General features: G+C 64.7%; 14 protein-coding genes. 7 read left to right on the top strand and 7 right to left on the bottom strand.

The window, feature by feature from the left end; genetic code table 11:
- Window positions 1–12 precede the first annotated feature (12 nt).
- The 6 genes from IPF85_RS19005 to IPF85_RS18980 all read left to right on the top strand — a co-directional run bounded on the left by IPF85_RS19005 (window position 13) and on the right by IPF85_RS18980 (window position 8,315).
- Window positions 13–1,515, top strand: a complete 1,503-nt coding sequence (locus IPF85_RS19005) for a radical SAM protein (protein WP_343409635.1) — start codon at window positions 13–15, stop codon at window positions 1,513–1,515.
- Between the two features lie 239 nt (window positions 1,516–1,754).
- Complete coding sequence (locus IPF85_RS19000) at window positions 1,755–2,012, top strand: hypothetical protein (RefSeq protein WP_343409634.1); 258 nt, start codon at window positions 1,755–1,757, stop codon at window positions 2,010–2,012.
- A 19-nt stretch (window positions 2,013–2,031) separates the two neighbouring features.
- Window positions 2,032–3,186, top strand: a complete 1,155-nt coding sequence (locus IPF85_RS18995; protein WP_343409633.1) for a glycosyltransferase family 4 protein — start codon at window positions 2,032–2,034, stop codon at window positions 3,184–3,186.
- Window positions 3,183–4,787 (top strand): hypothetical protein, encoded by a 1,605-nt coding sequence (locus tag IPF85_RS18990; RefSeq protein WP_343409632.1) that lies wholly within the window; start codon window positions 3,183–3,185, stop codon window positions 4,785–4,787. The genes IPF85_RS18995 and IPF85_RS18990 overlap by 4 nt, the downstream gene beginning before the upstream one ends.
- A complete protein-coding gene (locus tag IPF85_RS18985) occupies window positions 4,784–6,880 on the top strand; it encodes a hypothetical protein (RefSeq protein WP_343409631.1) in 2,097 nt (698 codons plus the stop codon). The genes IPF85_RS18990 and IPF85_RS18985 overlap by 4 nt, the downstream gene beginning before the upstream one ends.
- Window positions 6,861–8,315 (top strand): glycosyltransferase family 87 protein, encoded by a 1,455-nt coding sequence (locus IPF85_RS18980; RefSeq protein ID WP_343409630.1) that lies wholly within the window; start codon window positions 6,861–6,863, stop codon window positions 8,313–8,315. The genes IPF85_RS18985 and IPF85_RS18980 overlap by 20 nt, the downstream gene beginning before the upstream one ends.
- A gap of 1,304 nt (window positions 8,316–9,619) precedes the next feature.
- Here the strand turns inward: IPF85_RS18980 and IPF85_RS18975 are convergent.
- The 7 genes from IPF85_RS18975 to IPF85_RS18945 all read right to left on the bottom strand — a co-directional run bounded on the left by IPF85_RS18975 (window position 9,620) and on the right by IPF85_RS18945 (window position 16,148).
- Window positions 9,620–10,567 carry a hypothetical protein gene (locus tag IPF85_RS18975; RefSeq protein WP_343409629.1) on the bottom strand — a complete coding sequence of 316 codons (948 nt, stop codon included), beginning with the start codon at window positions 10,565–10,567 and terminating at the stop codon, window positions 9,620–9,622.
- A 118-nt stretch (window positions 10,568–10,685) separates the two neighbouring features.
- On the bottom strand, window positions 10,686–11,630 hold the full coding sequence (locus tag IPF85_RS18970) for an alkaline phosphatase family protein (RefSeq protein WP_343409628.1): 945 nt from the start codon (window positions 11,628–11,630) through the stop codon (window positions 10,686–10,688).
- 115 nt (window positions 11,631–11,745) lie between these two features.
- Window positions 11,746–13,089, bottom strand: coding sequence for an adenylosuccinate synthetase (locus tag IPF85_RS18965; RefSeq protein WP_343409627.1), 1,344 nt, complete (start codon window positions 13,087–13,089; stop codon window positions 11,746–11,748).
- 131 nt (window positions 13,090–13,220) lie between these two features.
- Complete coding sequence (locus IPF85_RS18960) at window positions 13,221–14,213, bottom strand: hypothetical protein (RefSeq protein ID WP_343409626.1); 993 nt, start codon at window positions 14,211–14,213, stop codon at window positions 13,221–13,223.
- 78 nt (window positions 14,214–14,291) lie between these two features.
- Window positions 14,292–15,362 (bottom strand): DnaJ domain-containing protein, encoded by a 1,071-nt coding sequence (locus tag IPF85_RS18955; protein WP_343409625.1) that lies wholly within the window; start codon window positions 15,360–15,362, stop codon window positions 14,292–14,294.
- A 245-nt stretch (window positions 15,363–15,607) separates the two neighbouring features.
- Window positions 15,608–15,859: a CopG family antitoxin gene (locus IPF85_RS18950; protein ID WP_343409624.1), complete on the bottom strand. Its 252-nt coding sequence runs from the start codon at window positions 15,857–15,859 to the stop codon at window positions 15,608–15,610.
- 4 nt (window positions 15,860–15,863) lie between these two features.
- Window positions 15,864–16,148 (bottom strand): BrnT family toxin, encoded by a 285-nt coding sequence (locus tag IPF85_RS18945; RefSeq protein ID WP_343409623.1) that lies wholly within the window; start codon window positions 16,146–16,148, stop codon window positions 15,864–15,866.
- A 178-nt stretch (window positions 16,149–16,326) separates the two neighbouring features.
- Between IPF85_RS18945 and IPF85_RS18940 the strand changes: the two genes are divergently transcribed.
- Window positions 16,327–16,491 (top strand): glutaredoxin family protein, encoded by a 165-nt coding sequence (locus IPF85_RS18940; RefSeq protein WP_343409622.1) that lies wholly within the window; start codon window positions 16,327–16,329, stop codon window positions 16,489–16,491.
- Window positions 16,492–16,567: the final 76 nt, after the last annotated feature.

Genomic DNA, 16,567 nt, shown 5'->3' with positions numbered 1-16,567 from the left:
GAGTAACACGAGATGACATCTGAAACACCGCTGATCCTACTGTATAACCCGAAAGTCGCCAAGCCGGGCTATCATCGCCTGCCTCATTCCCTGCTGCAACTGGGCACCCTGTTGGAAGGGCGCTATCCGTATGAGATCGTGGATGGCAATCTCGACCAGGAACGAGATCGCGCGGGCGAGATCATCGAACGCGTGCGCCGCGAGGGCATCCGTTACCTGGGCGTGACCATCATGCCCGGTCCGCAACTGCAGCAGGCGGTGCCGGACATCAAGCGCATCAAGACGGCCTGTCCGGACCTGACCATCATTGTGGGCGGCTATTTTCCCACCAATCATCCGAACACCTGCGCCAACGATCCGGCCATTGATTACGTGGTGCTCAGCGCGGGCGAAGATACGCTGCCGGCCCTGCTGGACACCCTGGAGCAGGGCGGCGATCCGGCGACGGTGGCCGGGTTGGCCTTTGCCCGAGACGGTCAGGTGATTCATACCCCCCCGCGGCCGCCCCATCACCCGAACGACCTGCCCTGGTATCCCTACCACAAGGTGCCGGTGGAGCGCTACGTCAATCGCACGCACCTGGGCACGCGCACCCTGAGCCATCACAGCAGTTTTGGCTGCCCGTTCTTCTGCAACTTCTGCGCCGTGGTCAACATGGCCGAAGGCAAGTGGCTGCCAGAAAGCGCCGAGCGCCTGGGCGAGTTGACGCAGTATTTTAGGGACAAATGGCACATCAACGCCCTGGAGTTTCATGACAACAACTTCTTCACCAGCGAGAGCCGGACCGCCGCGTACGCTGAGAACCTGCTGCGTCGTGATTTGCTCCTGGCCTGGTGGGGCGAGGGGCGCATTGATACCATGCTCAAATTTAGCGACCGCACCTGGCGGTTGTTGCGCGACAGCGGTCTGAAGATGGTTTTCATGGGCGCGGAGAGCGCGGACGATGAGACGCTCAAGAAGATGAACAAGGGCGGCACGCTGACCGCGGACAAGACGCTGGCCCTGGCTGCACGCGCAGCCAAGTACGACATCGTGCCGGAGTTCAGCTTCATCCTGGGCAATCCGCCCGATCCGCACAAGGATATCGAGCGTGGCATCGAGTTCATTCGCAAGATCAAAGAGATCAATCCGGCCGTGGAGATCATCATGTACCGCTACGACCCCGTGCCGTTGGCGGGCGAGATGTGGCTGGCGGCCGAGCAGTCTGGCTTTGCTTTTCCGCAGACCCTGGACGAGTGGGCGGACCCCAAATGGGTGCGCGTGCAACTGCGCCGCAGCGCAGACACGCCGTGGTTCAAGCACAACGATCGCGAGCTGATGCGTAACTTCGAGACCGTGCTCAACGCCTATTACCCGACGACTACCGACCGTCGTTTGCGCAGCCCCCTTTGGCGTCCGGTTCTCAAGGCCCTGAGCGGTTGGCGCTACAGCCTGCGCGTCTACCGCTGGCCCTTCGAACTGGAGGCCGTGCAAAGGCGCATCCGCTATCAGCGCCCGGAGACATCGGGATTCTAGCTGCCTCCCGAAATCTGACCTTGACAGCGTGCGCATTTGACGTAAAATAGGGGTGCATACCACCAAATAGATTCAGCGAGGCGCCGATGGACGAAGCACCGCACCCCCCCCCGCGGGGGGCCGGCGCCCCGCGCGCGGCGGGGGCGGCGCGCCCCCGCCCCGCCCCGGGCGGGCGGCGCGCGGGCGCGGCCATATGACCTACATTACCAGTATCGAACGTATTGGCATGAAGCGCGGCTATGAGACTGGCAGGCTGGAAGGCAAACAGGAAGGTTCAGCAGGGCGAAGAGATCGGCCTCCGCCAGGGCTTGTTGACGGGCATTGCGCTAGGCCTGGAGTTGAAGTTCGGCTTCGAGGCTGTGAGTGTTTTGCCAGAAGTCTACAAGATCGAAGATGTGGATGTTTTGCGTGCATTGCAGCAAGGCCTGAGGACGGCGAAAAATCTGATCGAATGGCAGAACCTGTACCGGCCTGAGAAGCGACTCTCGGAATCGTGAGCATTCCTGGCCTGCAGTTGTGACGCACCTGGTTATCGTCAACTACGCCTGCGCGCCTGATTTGCAGAATCCGGACGAGCTGCTCGATCGCTACTTCAGCCTGGTCAGTTGGGCGGACGGGCTGGCGCTGGCCGGCGCGCAGGTCACGGTGGTGCAGGCCACCGCCCTGGACGCGCAGCGCCACCGCCGGGGTGTCACTTACCTCTTCGTCAACGATGGGCTTGGCCCTCATCCCCGCGCCTGGCAGATCCCGCGGCGCTTACACGGTGCAGTGACGCAGGCGCGCCCCGACGTCGTTCATGTCAACGGCCTGTTGTTTCCCCTGCAAACCTGGGCCTTGCGCCAACGCTTACCGCGCACCTGCCCATTGGTCGTTCAGCACCATGCCGAGCGCCCGTGGACAGGTGCCCGCGGCGCGGCGCAGCGCCTGGCGCTGCGGTCGTGCGACGGATTCCTCTTCACAGCCCTGGCCCTGGCCCAACCCTGGCAGGCGGCCGGCATCATCCACCCTACCCAACCCGTTTTCGAGATCATGGAAGGCACGAGCGATTTTCGCACGCGACCGCGGGCAGAGGCGCGTGCCATCACCGGCCTGACCGGCGATCCCGTGCTGTTCTGGGCCGGCAACCTGGACGCCAACAAAGACCCGCTGACCATCCTGGATGGTTTCGAGCTGGCGTTGGCCCATTTGCCCACGGCGCGGCTCTACATGGCCTTTCGTTTCGCCGACCTGCTGCCGGCGGTGCGGGCGCGCATCGCCCAACGCCCGGCCCTGCGAGAAACCGTCGAACTTCTGGGCACCCTGCCGCGCGCGGACATCGAGCCTTACTACAACAGCGCCGATTTTTTCGTGCAGGGCAGTCATCATGAGAGCACGGGGTACGCGCTGTTGGACGCCCTGGCCTGCGGCGTCGTGCCCATCGTCACCGATATTCCTTCATTCCGTGTGCTGACCAACATGGCGGTTTGGGCGCTGTGGCCGCCCGACGATGCTGGCGCCTTTGCCGCGTCCCTGGTTTCGTGTGCGCGGCGCCCCCTGGCACTGCAGGCGGCCGCCGTGACTGACTTCTTCGACGCCCGGTTGGGCATTCCTGCGGTGGGACGCCAGGCCTTGAACATTTACCAATCGCTGCGCCGGCGCCGGGCAGGCCGCCAACCCGACGGGGCGAGATGACCACGGCCATCTCGCCAGGGACGAGACGGGCCATCCTGGTCGTTCTCCTGCTCGCCTTCTGGCTGATTTCACTGCGCCATCTGACTGTGGCGCCGCCGGTCTACGAGGACGAGCCCTGGCAGGCCTCCACCGGCTGGAAGCTGGCGACAGCCGGCGTCTTTGGCAGCGACCTGTTTGCCGGTCTCTATGACATGGATCGGCATTACTACGGCTACCTGCCGCTGCACCCACTGCTGCTGGCCGCCATCTACCGCATGGCCGGCATTGGCCTGCTGCAAACCCGCCTGGAACCGGTGGCCCTGGGCCTGCTGACGCTGGCGCTCACCGCGACCCTGGCGCAAGCCCTCTTTCGCGATCGGCGCGTGGGGCTGCTGGCGCTGATCTTGCTTCTGCTCCTGCGGCTGAATAGCGCCGGCCCATTTCGCCTGACTGGCATTCCGCTCCTGGATACGGCGCGCATCGCTCGCTACGACATGACGGTGCCGGTTTTTGGCCTGGCCGCCTGGTACGTCTTCTGGCGCACCACAGCCCGGCCTACAGGATCAGAGCGCGGCGCGGTCTTCGGTTATCTGCTGGCCGGCCTGCTGACCGCCCTCGCCAGCCTGGGCCATCTCTACGGCGCCTTCTGGCTGCCGGTGCTCTTGATCTTGACCCTCTGGACGCCGTCACCCGGCCGGCTGAGGCGCGCAATCTGGCTGCTGGCCGGCTTTCTCATTCCCTGGCTGCTCTACCTGCCCTACGTCTTGGCCGATCTCCCCGCCTGGCGCGCACAAACCAGTTTCTACGGCGAACGCTTCCGACTGCTCGACTGGCGCTGGTACCTGAACAATCTGCGCCAGGAGCCGCTGCGCTACGCTCTCTGGTTGCCGGATGATCTCCTGCCTCGCCTGGCGCGCATCGGCGCCTGGCTGCACCTGCTCGGTCTACCGGCGGCCGCCCTGGCCCTGATGCGGCGTTCCTGGCGCCGGCATGACTTCGCCGCGCGCGCGCTTCTGCTGCCCACGGTGCTCTTGCCCGCGCTGATGGCGCTGTTGATCTTCCTCAAGCTGCCCAACTACCTGGTGCTCTTCACGCCGGTCTGGTGCCTGACGCTGGCCTGGGGCAGTGTGGCCTTGTGGGACAGGCTGGCAACGGCTCGCCTTGGCCTGCGCGCCACGCGTTGGCTCCTGGTCGCGCTCCTGCTCGCTGTTGGCGTCGAAGGGGTCACGCGGCTGGCCGCGCTGGAAACGGCCGCGGCTCAGACCACGCCCTACCCGGCCTTCATCCAACAGGTGCGCCAATGGCTCCCGTCCGGGGGCCGTGTCCTGGGCTTGCACAACTATTGGTTGGGCCTGGAGGACTACGATTACCATTCGTTTGCCGTGCCCATCTTGTGGGCCGATCCGGTCTACACCTCGCCGCCGCTGACGTTTGGCGCGGCGCTCAGCCGGGCGGCGCCGACGGTCATCCTGCTCGACGCGCATCTGCGTGACTATTTCGCGCACCATCCTGAACAAGAGGTTGAGTTGAACGCCTGGTTGGCGCAGCATCACGGCCGTCGCGTCGCGTCCATCGCGGATGCGACTTACGGCGCGCTCGACATCTACTGGGTGCAGCCATGAAGCCGCAGATTCAAGTAAGGCCGACGACCGTGCGCTTGCTGGCGCGCATCCAGGCGATGCCGCTTGCGGCCTGGTCTGGCCTGGCGTTGACGATCGTCCTGCTCAGCGGCCTGTTGCAGCAGCCGGCTCAATTCGAGCTGCTGGTGCGCCCTGTTCTTCCTCTGTTGCGCTTGTGGAACCAGCCGGACGCCCAGTATCGCGCCTTGCTCGGCGACGCACCCTACGACCTGCTGCGTGAGACTGATGCTTTGCTTCCGCCCAGTGCGCGTGTTTTACTCGTCACCCCCGGCCGCGATGCCCGTCGCCTCGAATACACGTTGTTTCACCGTGCGCTCTACTTCCTGGCGCCGCGCAGCGTCTGGTGGCTGACGCCCGCGCCCGCGGACGGCGCCTGGGAATCGCGCTGGTGGATCTCGGCGCCGCTGACCGCGCCGGCCGTGCAAGCCGTCGCCCGCGATCGCCAGGCCACGCACATCCTGGTTTTTCAACCGATGGACAGCCCGGCCCTCGATCTGCCCTGGGGCCATAAACTGGCTTCCTGGGATCAAGGTTATCTGCTCAGCGTGGACACCGGCCCGCCAAATCCACTAGGCCGGCCTGCCAGCCCGACGCAGCGCAGCCCCTCCCTGGCCGCGCTGCCGCTGGCCCTGGCCGTCATCTGGTTGCTCGGATTAGGCGCCTTGCAGCCCGCAGCCTGGCTGGGCTATCGCGCCAGCGACCTGGAGATGCTGTCCCTGGCCTGGGCGCTGGGCGTGGGCGCGGTCTCGTTCGGTATGTGGTCGCTCGACCGCCTGAGCGTGACCCTTGCCGGACAAATTCAGCGGCTGACGCTGGCCGCCGTTGCCATCCTGGCCTGGCGCGCCTGGGCATGGATTGCCAGGCGCGCCAGGCCAGCCGCCGTGCGCCTCTACAGCCCTCCGCCGCGCGGGCGTTGGACTCACGTCATCGCTATCTTTTTGTCGGCTCTCCTGGTTTTCCAAATCGCGGCGCTGGTGTTGGCGGCCTGCGGCGCGCCCCTGCGCATCTGGGATAGTTGGGTGACCTGGGGTATGAAGTCACGCATCATCTTTCTGGATGGTCATGTCTCGGCCGCGGTCTATGCGGACCCCTCCCGCGCCGTCACTCTGCTCGGCTATCCGCTGCTGGCGCCGCTGAGCCAGGCCTGGCTCTACGGCTGGCTGGGCGCGGCCGATGACCGCCTGGTGGGCGTGCTATCGGTTCTTCACTATCTCGCCCTGCTCGGCCTCTGTGCCGCGGCCTTGCAACGACGGAGCGCCCCACGCCTGATCGTCCTGGCGACTGTGACGGCCATCGCCCTGCTGCCCAACCTGGCAACCTGGACCGGCGCGGTGCTCAGCGATGTGCCGCTGGCGCTCTTCGCCACCGTGGCCGGCCTCTACCTGGTAGCCTGGCTGCAAGGCGAGGCGGCCGGCGCGCTTTGGATTGCAGCGCTGGCCGCAGGCCTGCTGCCGTGGACAAAAAACGAGGGATTGCTGCTGTGGCTGGCGTCGGTTGCAGTTCTGTTACTGCTGAGTCTGTACGGGCGTTGGGCGCAGGCACAGCAACGACCGATCTGGCCGGCTGTCGGCGCGTTGTTGGCGGCGGCGTTGGTTATCAATGTGCCCTGGCAGCTTTTCCTGCGCGCCCACCCCGTGCTGAACGACGCCTTTGTCCCGGTGACCTGGGCCGCCTGGCAGACCAACGCCCATCGCCTGCCCACCATCCTGCGCCAGGTAGGGGCCGCGCTGGCCGGCGCGCGCGGGAGCTACGCGTGGCCGCTGGCGGCGCTGCTGGTGCTGGCGCGGGTCATCTGGCCGCGTGGACAAGCGCCGGACGCGGCGCGCCGGCTGGCCTGGCCCAATCTCTGGCTGCTCATGCCGGTCATCTACATCGCCCTGGTCAGCCTGGGGTTTGTCTTTTCGGACTACCAGCCCTACTGGCAGCACGTCAGCAATTCAATTGATCGCCTACTGACGCATGTGACACCGCTGGTGGTTCTATGGCTGGCCCTGCCCCTGGTTGATTCGTCCAACCCGTTTCCCAACCGCCCGGATCTCTTGAGAGGGCCGCGTGATGCTCGATCAACGGAATGATCGCTGGCTAACACACCTTGCCACAGGTCTGGCTCTGCTGGCGCTGCTGTTCTTTGCGCTGACCGTTGTGCGGCCGCTGGCGCGATTGCATACCGACGGCTTTGCCGGGTACTACACCATCGGTCACATCGCGGTCTACACGCCAGAGCAGTTGGCGTTGGCCTATGACGAAGCCTGGTACGGACCGCAAGTGGTTCTGTTGACCGCGCCCGGCGTGCGCGAAGTATTCAAGAACCAGCCGCCGCCGGGCAGCCTGCTGCTGGCGCCGTTGGTCTGGCTGCCCTATCCCACGGCTCGACTGGTCTGGCTGCTGCTCAACCTGGGCTTCCTGGTCGTCAGCCTCATGCTGCTGGCGCGGGCCGTGCGCTGGCCGGCGCGGGCAGGCCTGTGGATTGCCCCTCTGTGCCTGTTGTATCGCCCCGTGTATGAGAATTTACGCCAGGGACAGATGTACCTCTGGCTGCTGGTTTGGCTGTGCCTGGCGCTGTGGGCGCTGGCAACCGGGCCGGCGCGGCCACGCGCCTACGCGCTGGGCGGCGTGATGTTGGGCCTGCTGTTGATTTTCAAGACGGCCGTGATCTGGCTGTGGCCGCTGCTGGCGCTGGCGCGCCGCTGGCAAATCCTGTTATGGGGAGGGATCACGGCCGCGGCCGTGGCATTGCTCAGCCTGTTCTATCTCGGCCTTGCGCCCTGGCGTGCTTATCTAAATCAGATGCCCTTGCTCTTCACGATGCCCGATCGCTACGCCACCGGCTATCAGACCATCACCAGTCTGTTCGGCCATCTGTTCGTCGCCGCGCCGCCCTTCAGCCCGGCGCCGGTGGCTCATCTGCCTGCGCTGGCCACGGCGCTCACACTGACGGTGCAGATGACCACGTTGGTAATCACCGCACGGGGGCAACGGATGCTGGGGACTGACCACGCCGGGCGCGTGCTGAGCCTGGCGCTGCTGCTATCCCTGGCGATCGCGAACGCACCGCTGGGCGAAGGCTATCATTACACGCTGATCCTGCCCGCGCTGCTCATCGCTGCCTGGTGGGCGTGGACGGCGCGCTTACCCTGGTCACAGTGGGCGCTCTTGGCGCTGGCCGCCCTGCTGCTCAGCGCCCCCTGGCCTTATCAATCACCACAGCTCAGCGCCGGCTGGTGGGCCTTGCTGGCCTATCCGCGGGTGTACGGAGCGTATGCGCTGTGGGGATGGCTGTTGGGGCGGAGAGCGGAGGTCAGAGATCAGGTAAACAGCCGCCCTCTTCCCCCCTTCTCCTCTCCATTGTGCGGAGAGGAGAAGGGGTCGGGGGTTGAGGCGAGGCCGCGCATCACCGGCTCGATCACAAACAGCGGCGCGGCGGATCCGTCGCCGGCGCTGACGTTGAGCAGTGAACTGGTGCTGAGGCGGACGCCGCCCCCCGCGATGTCGGCACAGCCCCAGACGTAGGGGTCCACATCCACCAGGCGCGGGGAGAGGTCAAGCCGGCCGTCTACGATGCTGGGGAAGTTCGCCTGCGGCACAGGCACACGCTTTTGCACGATGGCCGGCGTCTGCAGCCCGGCGCTGAGCGCGGCATCCCAGGCGGCCTGGTCACACTCCCAGCCCAGGATGACGCCGCGCCCGCCGTAGTCATTCGTCGGTTTGATGACCAGGCTGTCTCGATTGGCCGCGGCGTAGGCGAGCAGATCCACGGTGCGGCCGTCCACCTTTGTGGGGCCATCCACCAACAGCCGCGTCCAGGGCAGATGGCGTCGAATCACCAGGCGCTCGACCGGGCTGAGGTCGAGCGGAAAGGCGCTGTCGCTGAGCAGAGCGAAGAGGCCTTTGTTGAAGAGCAGCACCGCGTTGAAGGAATTCACCATGCAGACGGTGTGTTGGCCGACGGCTCGCATCAGCGGATGCTCCGTGCCATACTTTGCCAGCAGTTCCAACGTGACCACGCGCTTGTAGACCAGGTCAATGGCAAAGTCGCCCGCGGTCAGGCGGCCGTCGGGGGCTTGCTCCAACTCGTCGGGGTCGAAGATGCCGACGTCGTAGCCCTGGCTGCGGAAGTAGTCCTGGCACAGCTCGAACTCGCGGTAGGTGCGCACGCCGCGCCAGTCCACGATGGCGATGCGCGGCTTACCCTGGCCGCCCCACGCACGATAGCCGGCCAGCAGTTCAGCCAGGATGCGCGGGCGTGGGGCGAAGGAGGTCACCTGGTAGTGCTGAGCAAAGGCAGCGAACAGGGGAAGGCCGCGGAAAATGGCGCTGAGCGATTCGCCAAAAGCCAGGCCGCCGGGACTTTCCGCGTTGTACTCGACGAAGTTGAGCGTGGGATGCTGGCCGGCTGCCGGCACGGCGTCGGCGAGATAGAACGCGTCCAGGCGCCCGCTGTAGTCGCCAGGCCCACGCGTCGGTTCCAGGGCGAGCAGGGCATCCTCCTGGCTGCTGACTCCCAGACTGGCGCGCAAGGCATCGTGGGTCAACAGATAGTCGTATGCCTTGCCCAACGCGCCGCGCACGATGCGCGACGCTTCCACCAGGTAGCTGTAGGCCCGCGGGGAAAGGAAATGCGGACGCAGGACCGAGCAAACGGGACGCGTGCCGAAATAGAGCCGATCGGTCTGCGTGGCGGATTGAAACTGTTCCCACGTCGTCAGCGGATCGGCGGCCAGCAACTCATGCCAGAAATCAATGGCTGCTTGCAGCGACATTTTTCCTCCTGCTTTGGGGGGGCCACGAGGAATTCGCCCGCGGCCTGCGATATCTCAGGCGCGGCTCTCGCCACGCAGGAGTGCATCCCAACGCATGGGCGCCCCACCGGCTGGCGCCAGGGCTTTGGCGATGATCAGGTCGGCCATCGCGTTGACCACCCAGTCGAAGTAGATCACCGTGAGCGAGGTGATGTCGAAATCGGGCGCGGAGTTCATGAAGTCAATCGCGTAGGGGATGCCGTCGCGCACGGCAAATTCGACCGTGTTCATGTCATAGCCCAGGGCTTGATTCAACGCACGCGCATCGGCCACCACGCGGCCGTGCAATTCCGGCGCCAACGGTTCGTGGCCGCCCGCGTAACGCTCGAAATGGGGCCGGGTGGGGTCCCAGCGCACCGGCAGGATGTTGTCCTGGCCGATGCACAGGCAGCGAATGTACTGATCCCACTGGATGTACTCTTGCAGGATCATGGTCAGGCGGCCGCTGTTGTCATACGCGCGCCACAGTTCCTCCATGTCATGCACCAGGTGGACATGGCGCCAGCCGCCGCCCCAGTGAGGCTTGAGAATGGCGGGTAGCCCCACGTAGTTCACGATGCGTTCCCAGCCCAGCGGGTAGATCAGGTTGCGCAGGCTTTCACTCGACACGTCCGGGCTGTGGCTGTGATTGGGCAGGACGACGGTCTTGGGAACCGCGACCCCCAGGCGGTGCGCCAGCGCGGTGCCGAAGAACTTGTCGTCGGCGATGCGCCAGAAGGGGTTGTTGATGACATAAGTGCCCTGCAAGACCGCGTATTTGAGTAGCGGTTGGTAGAATGGCACATCGTGCGAGATGCGATCCACGAGCACGCGATAGCCCAGCAGATCATCCATTGTTACCCCGCCGGCGCTGACGTAGTCAGCCGTCACCCCCTGGTTACGCCGGTTGATTTCGGCAATCAGGGCATCAGGAAAGGAACGTTCACGGCCCACGAGCAGGCCCACTTTCAGTTGGTTTGTCATAGAGCAACCTGTTGGTCAGAAGTGCAAAGCGCAAAGCGCAGAGTGCAAAGTGCGGTCTTGTAGCCCTTGCTGGGGCTTGCATCTCGTAGCCGGACGGGTTTCACCCTCCGGCGGTGCTTCAGTCCGTTAACGCAAGCGCGCGGCGCAGCGCGGGCGCCAGGTCGGTCAGGTCATGCATCTGCGCGGCGACGGCGGCGTGGTCGGCGCCGATGAATAGGCCGGGCACGGCGTTCATGGTATGCTGCCGCACGCCCAGGTCTTCCACATTGCCATGATCGCTGGTGACCACGATCAGGGTCTGCGCCAGGTCACTGGCTGCGATGAGTCCACCCAGAAAGCCATCGAACGCCTCCAGGTTGGCTACGGCCGCGTCCATCTCCTGCCTATGCCCCTGCACATCGGTCAGCCAATGCTCGAATAGAACAAAATCGAACGCTTGCGCCAGCGCGGCCAGGTTGCGTCCGGCCTGTTCCGGTGTCAGCAGCGGAGCATCGGCGAAGCTGAGGTGCGTGCGCCAGCCCTCGTTGGTGAAATCGGCCGAGAAGCCGCGGCCGGCCAGCAAATCTTCATGCGTCAAGAGCGCCTGCCCGGCCGAGACGGCCGCCAGCGGCATGACCGACAGCACGCGTCTGCCCCGGTTCACCACCTCGAAATAGCCGGGGGGATAGGCGTTGACGAAGATGAAACGTTTGCCAGCGTCGCGTACCTGGCTCAGCAACGTGCCCGCCTGCACGATGGTGCGCACGGGCGCATGTGGCCGCGGACCGTAATGTTCGCCGACCAGTTGGGGCACATTACGGCCGGTCAACAGCGTAGCCTGGCCGGTGGCGCTCTGCGGCCGGCCCGGCACACCGAGCGTGGCGTCGAGCGGGGTCAGGGAAGCGTCCGACGTGGTGACCCGCCCGCTGGACGCGGTCAGCGGTGCGCCGGCGAGCAAATTGGACAGCGTGGGTAGATGGGCGCGTGCCAGCGGATTGACGGCCGGGTCGTCGCTTCCCAGGCCGACGCCATCGAGAAAGAGAAAAATGATCCGCCGGGCGGCGGTCTGTCTGTTGGCTGGCATGGGGCCGATTATAGCCCAAAAGCGCGCGTGCGCCAATTGACCGACCGAGAACGCAACAGGCTGGAAGTCCGGGAGCGCGGGCGTCTCGCCTCTCGCCTGCAGCCAGTCCGCCAGTCTATCCCATCCCCCTCACGCTCTTTCTCACGCTTTGCTTGTCTGCGGCGGTAGGCCCGAATGAGACCAGGCCGATGGGGACGCCCAACGCGGCGCTCGCCAAAGCCAGCAAGGCGTCGCCGTCTGTCACCGACGTCAGAACGGGTCGGCAGCGCGCCAGGGTCTGCGTCAAGGCGGCCTGATAATCGAGATCGTAGGGGGCCGGCGCAGGGGTCAGCCGTTCGATGATGGCGTCGCCGCTGCGGTAATGATCGCACACCTGAATGGCCGGCAGCTCAGCCAGGCGATCGAGGCAGGTGACCGCCAGCGCGTCGAGTGGGCCGACCACATCCCGCGCGTAACGCAGCATCACCAGATCGAGCCAGCCGCTGCGAAAGTCACGCTGCCAGGCGCCAAATCCGTTGGCGACATCGGGCAAGGCGCGGGTCAGGCTGTCATCCCCGCTGACCAACGGCCCGGCGCCGTGACGCGTGGCGTAGGCGCGGGTGATGCCCAGGCGTGTGACGCGGCCGGCGTAGGCGGCTTCGCCCAGCAGTTGATCGGCGTTTGCCAGCGTGGTGGTGCTCCAGGTGGTGTGCGGGTGAAAGCCGCGCCATTCGTCCAGCAGCACGCCTTGCGCGCCTTCGAAGATGACCGCGCCGGGCTGGCGCAGAATGGCGTGGAGATGGCCGCCGGGCACGATCTGCGCCGTCGCCGCAAAATCGGCGTAGGTTGGCAGCAGCCAGTCGGCCCAATCGGTGGCGGTCAGCATGTCCCATTCCGCGGCGACTTGTGCGTCGGCGCGGCGTTCGTCGCTGAAGAACGGCGCCTTCGCCAGGTTGACGGCGCGCAGAAACTGCAGTTTATCGTGCAGGACATCGGGCCGGGCCAGGTCGCCCACGCGCAGCACACGCTCGCCAAAAGCCAGGGCGTCGGCTTGCGTTTCACCGATGCCCATGCCGCAACTGCCGTGGCGGCCGGCGCCGCGCACCAACTCTTTCAGGCGGTTGGCGGCGCGCTGAAACGGGGTGATGACCAGGGCGCGCGCGTCGATGGTGGTGTGAGCGAACGGATCGGGCACGCCCAGTTCGTGCAGGTGCTGCGCTTCGACCATCATCGCCAACGGGTCCAGCAGCATGAAGCGCGACAGGTGCGTGGCCGCGCCGGCCAGCGTGCCGCTGCCGAACTGGGCGAAGACGTGCGCCTGGCCGGCAGCGCCTGGCGTCACCACACGGTGGCCGGCCTGGGCGCCGCCGTTGTAGCGCACCACGGTGTGCGCGTCGTGCTGCCGCGTCAGGTAGTCTACGATCGAGCCTTTGCCCGCATCGCCAAAACCGAGATCCACCGTCAGAATGGCTTGCTGCATGATGATCCCTCCCGCTGCGAAAATAACGTTCCCTCAACCGTAGGTCACGCCTCCGGCGTGACGGCGCTCTCTGCGACAGATCACGCCCCCCTGCGTTAGCGCCGTCCGGTCAGGCCGGGTGGCTCAATCGCCTAGATCAAGCGGCCGTCGGGCAGCGCCTGCTTGATCGCCGGTAAAACGCCGGTGATGACAGCCGGGGTTGACGGCCGCGACGCCGCGTAACGGGTGAGCGCCGTCATGGCGACCGCGGTCGCGCCGGGATCGTAGCCGGCGCTCTGCATGTCCTGGCCGGCCGTGTCGAGACTGTCCAGCGTGCCTTCGCACAGGCCGATGGCGAGGGCGATGGTTTCGCACACGGCCGCCTCGTCGTCCAACAGCAGTACGCGCTCGCCAAGCAGCGTTCGCCAGCGCGCCTGCACCTCCGCGCTGCTGCCATGCGACGTGTTGGTGGGGATGATGTGGAAGTATTCGTAGCGCTTCTGTACTTCGGCCACCAACGCCTCGGTTGAGATGCGCAGCAGCAGGTGATCGCCGATCAGATGTTGCACCTGGCTGCGCCGCACGGCCGGATAGGGCTTCTCGTCGCCGATGGTGAAGAGATAGCCCTTGTGGCCGCGCCGGTCATAGCAGTCCATGGCGGTGTGGCGGGCCATGAAGTACAGTCCCAGCTCGTAGGTCTCATGCACCTGGCCGCCGCCGCCGCCTTCCAGGTAGATCTTGCCCAGGTCGTCATCCATCTCCAGGCCGGACTCGAACTGCCCGATCTGCAATGGAATCTTGTCGCAGTTGGCGTCGCCGATCGCGCCGAAGAGGATCTGCGGATGTGCGACGTAGCCGCGCTGCACCAGCACGCGCATCAGCTTGCCCAGCTTGGTTTGCAGGACGCGGGGCACACTGCCCATCGAACCGGTCACGTCGAAGAGGACGGCGATGGCAACCGAATCCGGATGCTGATCGCTGTCGCGGCTCTCGCGCATCTTGCCGAAAGGGTTCATCTGATCGTGAATCTGCACGATGCCTGTTGCGCGCACCTGCTGATCGTAGGTGAACGCGGTTTGCTGCGTTTGTTGCCGATAGCCCTGCCGCGACTGATAGGCGGCGTCACTCCAATTCGAGTATCCCATGAGATTGTCCTTTCTGATCCTTTCTCGCTCTGTCGCAAGTCCGTTTATTGGCAAGTTGGGGCAAACGGCCAGTTTGCCCTACGCTGACGGCATGTGAAACGGTCGAAACGTGCGCGCCCCGTAAGTCTGCTGCAAGATGTCCTGGAAATCGTCGAAAAGCTCCCAGGCTGCGCTGACCCGGCGCTGGGGCGAGGGGATGAGGCAGGCGCGCAGCAAGGCGCGAATGGCCGGCGGAACACCAATCGGCAGGTCATCAGGATTGTTTTGACCGCCCAGCAGGTGCAGCAGGCAGCGCGCGGCCATGAACAGGTCGGTGGCGGGGGTGGCCGGCTGACGTGCGGCGACCTCCGGCGCATAATCGGCGGCATAGGCCGGAGAGATTGCCTTGATCGGCTGGCCCATCGGCACACAATAGCACCAATCGAGCAGCAGCCCGTTGTGATCGGCCGGCCGCACCAACACGTGCGCAGGTGTCAGCGCGCCGTGAACCAGCCCCAGCCCGTGGATGACACCCAGGGCCGCCAGGATGCGGTTGAACATCCAGGCCGCATCGGCCAGGGAGAGCCCGCCGGGAAAGGCTCCCTGCACGGCCGCGAGAGTCACGTAACCAACCTCCTGACGCAGGACGTTGACATGGCGCAAGGCGCCGTCGTCGGCGCGCAGCAGGAAATGTTCGATCAACGTGGGGAAGTGCGCAGCGACAGGCTGACCGTCCAGCTCCCGCGCCAGGCGCGCCAGCGTCGCCGCTTCGACGCGCAGCAGATCGTGGTTGGCCGGCTGCCGCGCCACTTTGAGCAGGACCGGCGCGCCGTCGGCCAGGGCCGGATAGAGATCGCACAGGTCGCCGCTCAGCGGCGGCTGGTCCCCGCGATAGTGGTGCAGGCGACTGGTCGCTGCGATGAGCGGCGCGGCGGGGTCAGCGGCCGCCGCATACCGCTGCGCCACCTCGTACCAGTCCTGCAGCCGCTTGAACGCCTCGTTGGCGGCCGCCGCGTCATTCGGGTGATGATCGGGGTGAGCCTGGCCGGCCAGGGCGCGGTAGCGTCGTTTCAACGCCTGCGCCGAGGTCAGATGCGCTGCGCCAAAGACCTCCTGAACGCGGGTAGCCGCGCGCAACTGCTGCAACAACTCGGACAACGCCTGATTCACGGTGGTTTCCTTCACACTTTTAGTGTCAAATCTACACTATTATTATAGTGTAAAAAATACACTAAGTCAAATTCCATGTGCAGGGTTTGTGACGTTCCAGCGAAGGTTTGGATGGATGGCGCGGATCAGCGTGAGGCGGTCAGGGCGCCCTGCTGCAGGCAGGCCTATTGGGGACAGCGTTCGTGGTGAAGCATGTGGGAAGTGTCAGGAAGAATCAGGGCCGTAGAGTGGCGGTAAAGACGATCTCACGCCACCTGCTGTAAGTGTTCGTTCAACCAAAGGTTGGCCAACGTCTCGGCTGTGAGACCTTGCCGGCGTGCGGCCGCCATCAAACGATTGGCCAGACTCCATTCCAGCGGCACCAGGAAAACACGGCGCTGTAGCTCGACATCGAAATGCACTGTCGCAGTTTGATCCCAATAGTCGGCCAAGCTGTGCGTATCCCAGAACTCAGCGGCAGCTTCCAGGGTCTCGAATTCTTCAGGGATTAGATCCATCGTCTTATTTGCGTCCATATTGTTTTCGTTCTCCCGAGTCCATGTCACGGGCGCTGATGACCAGGGCCGTGCCGCTTGACTTGCGAATGAAATAGACGATCACATAACGACCCGACCCGGTTCGTCCCATTGTTGAGTACAGATCTTCGCCGTGTATTTTACCTCGCTGAATGCGTCGAAATTGAGGTCGGCCTGCAAATAACTCTTCGACCTCGGCCGATTCAATGCCATGCTTACTCGCTAGTTTTTCGACGATATCCGGAAGCCACAGGATGTCAATGATTTGCACGGCTGTCTCACCTTGTGCATGGAATTGCTCACGTAAGATTATACCCGATTATTCATCGCGTGTCCATCAGTGCAATTGGGGCGAAATGTGACGTACACCTTGACCAATTCTTGTCCGGGGCGCCAGGTTGTGACGGATGCGCTTCTTCATGATAGAATTTGAGCGAAAGGAGAACTCAATGGGAAACGAAGCACCGGCGCAGCAGATTGTGTTGTATGGGACAGCGTGGTGTGGTGATTGTTGGCGGGCGACGCAGGTGTTCAAGCGACTAAACGTTCCTTACCAGTATGTAGACATTGACCAGGACGTGGACGCCGCGGAATGGGTGCAGCAGCTCAATTGAGGTTATCGCAGTGTCCCCACGATCGTGTTTCCTGATGGCGAGGTGCTGGTGGAGCCGGCGAATGTCCAACTCATTC

The sequence above is a fragment of the Candidatus Amarolinea dominans genome (assembly GCF_016704685.1).
GTDB lineage: Bacteria > Chloroflexota > Anaerolineae > SSC4 > Amarolineaceae > Amarolinea > Amarolinea dominans.
The sequence above is the reverse complement of the archived record's forward strand: the minus strand, read 5'-3'. Positions and strand labels throughout refer to the sequence as shown.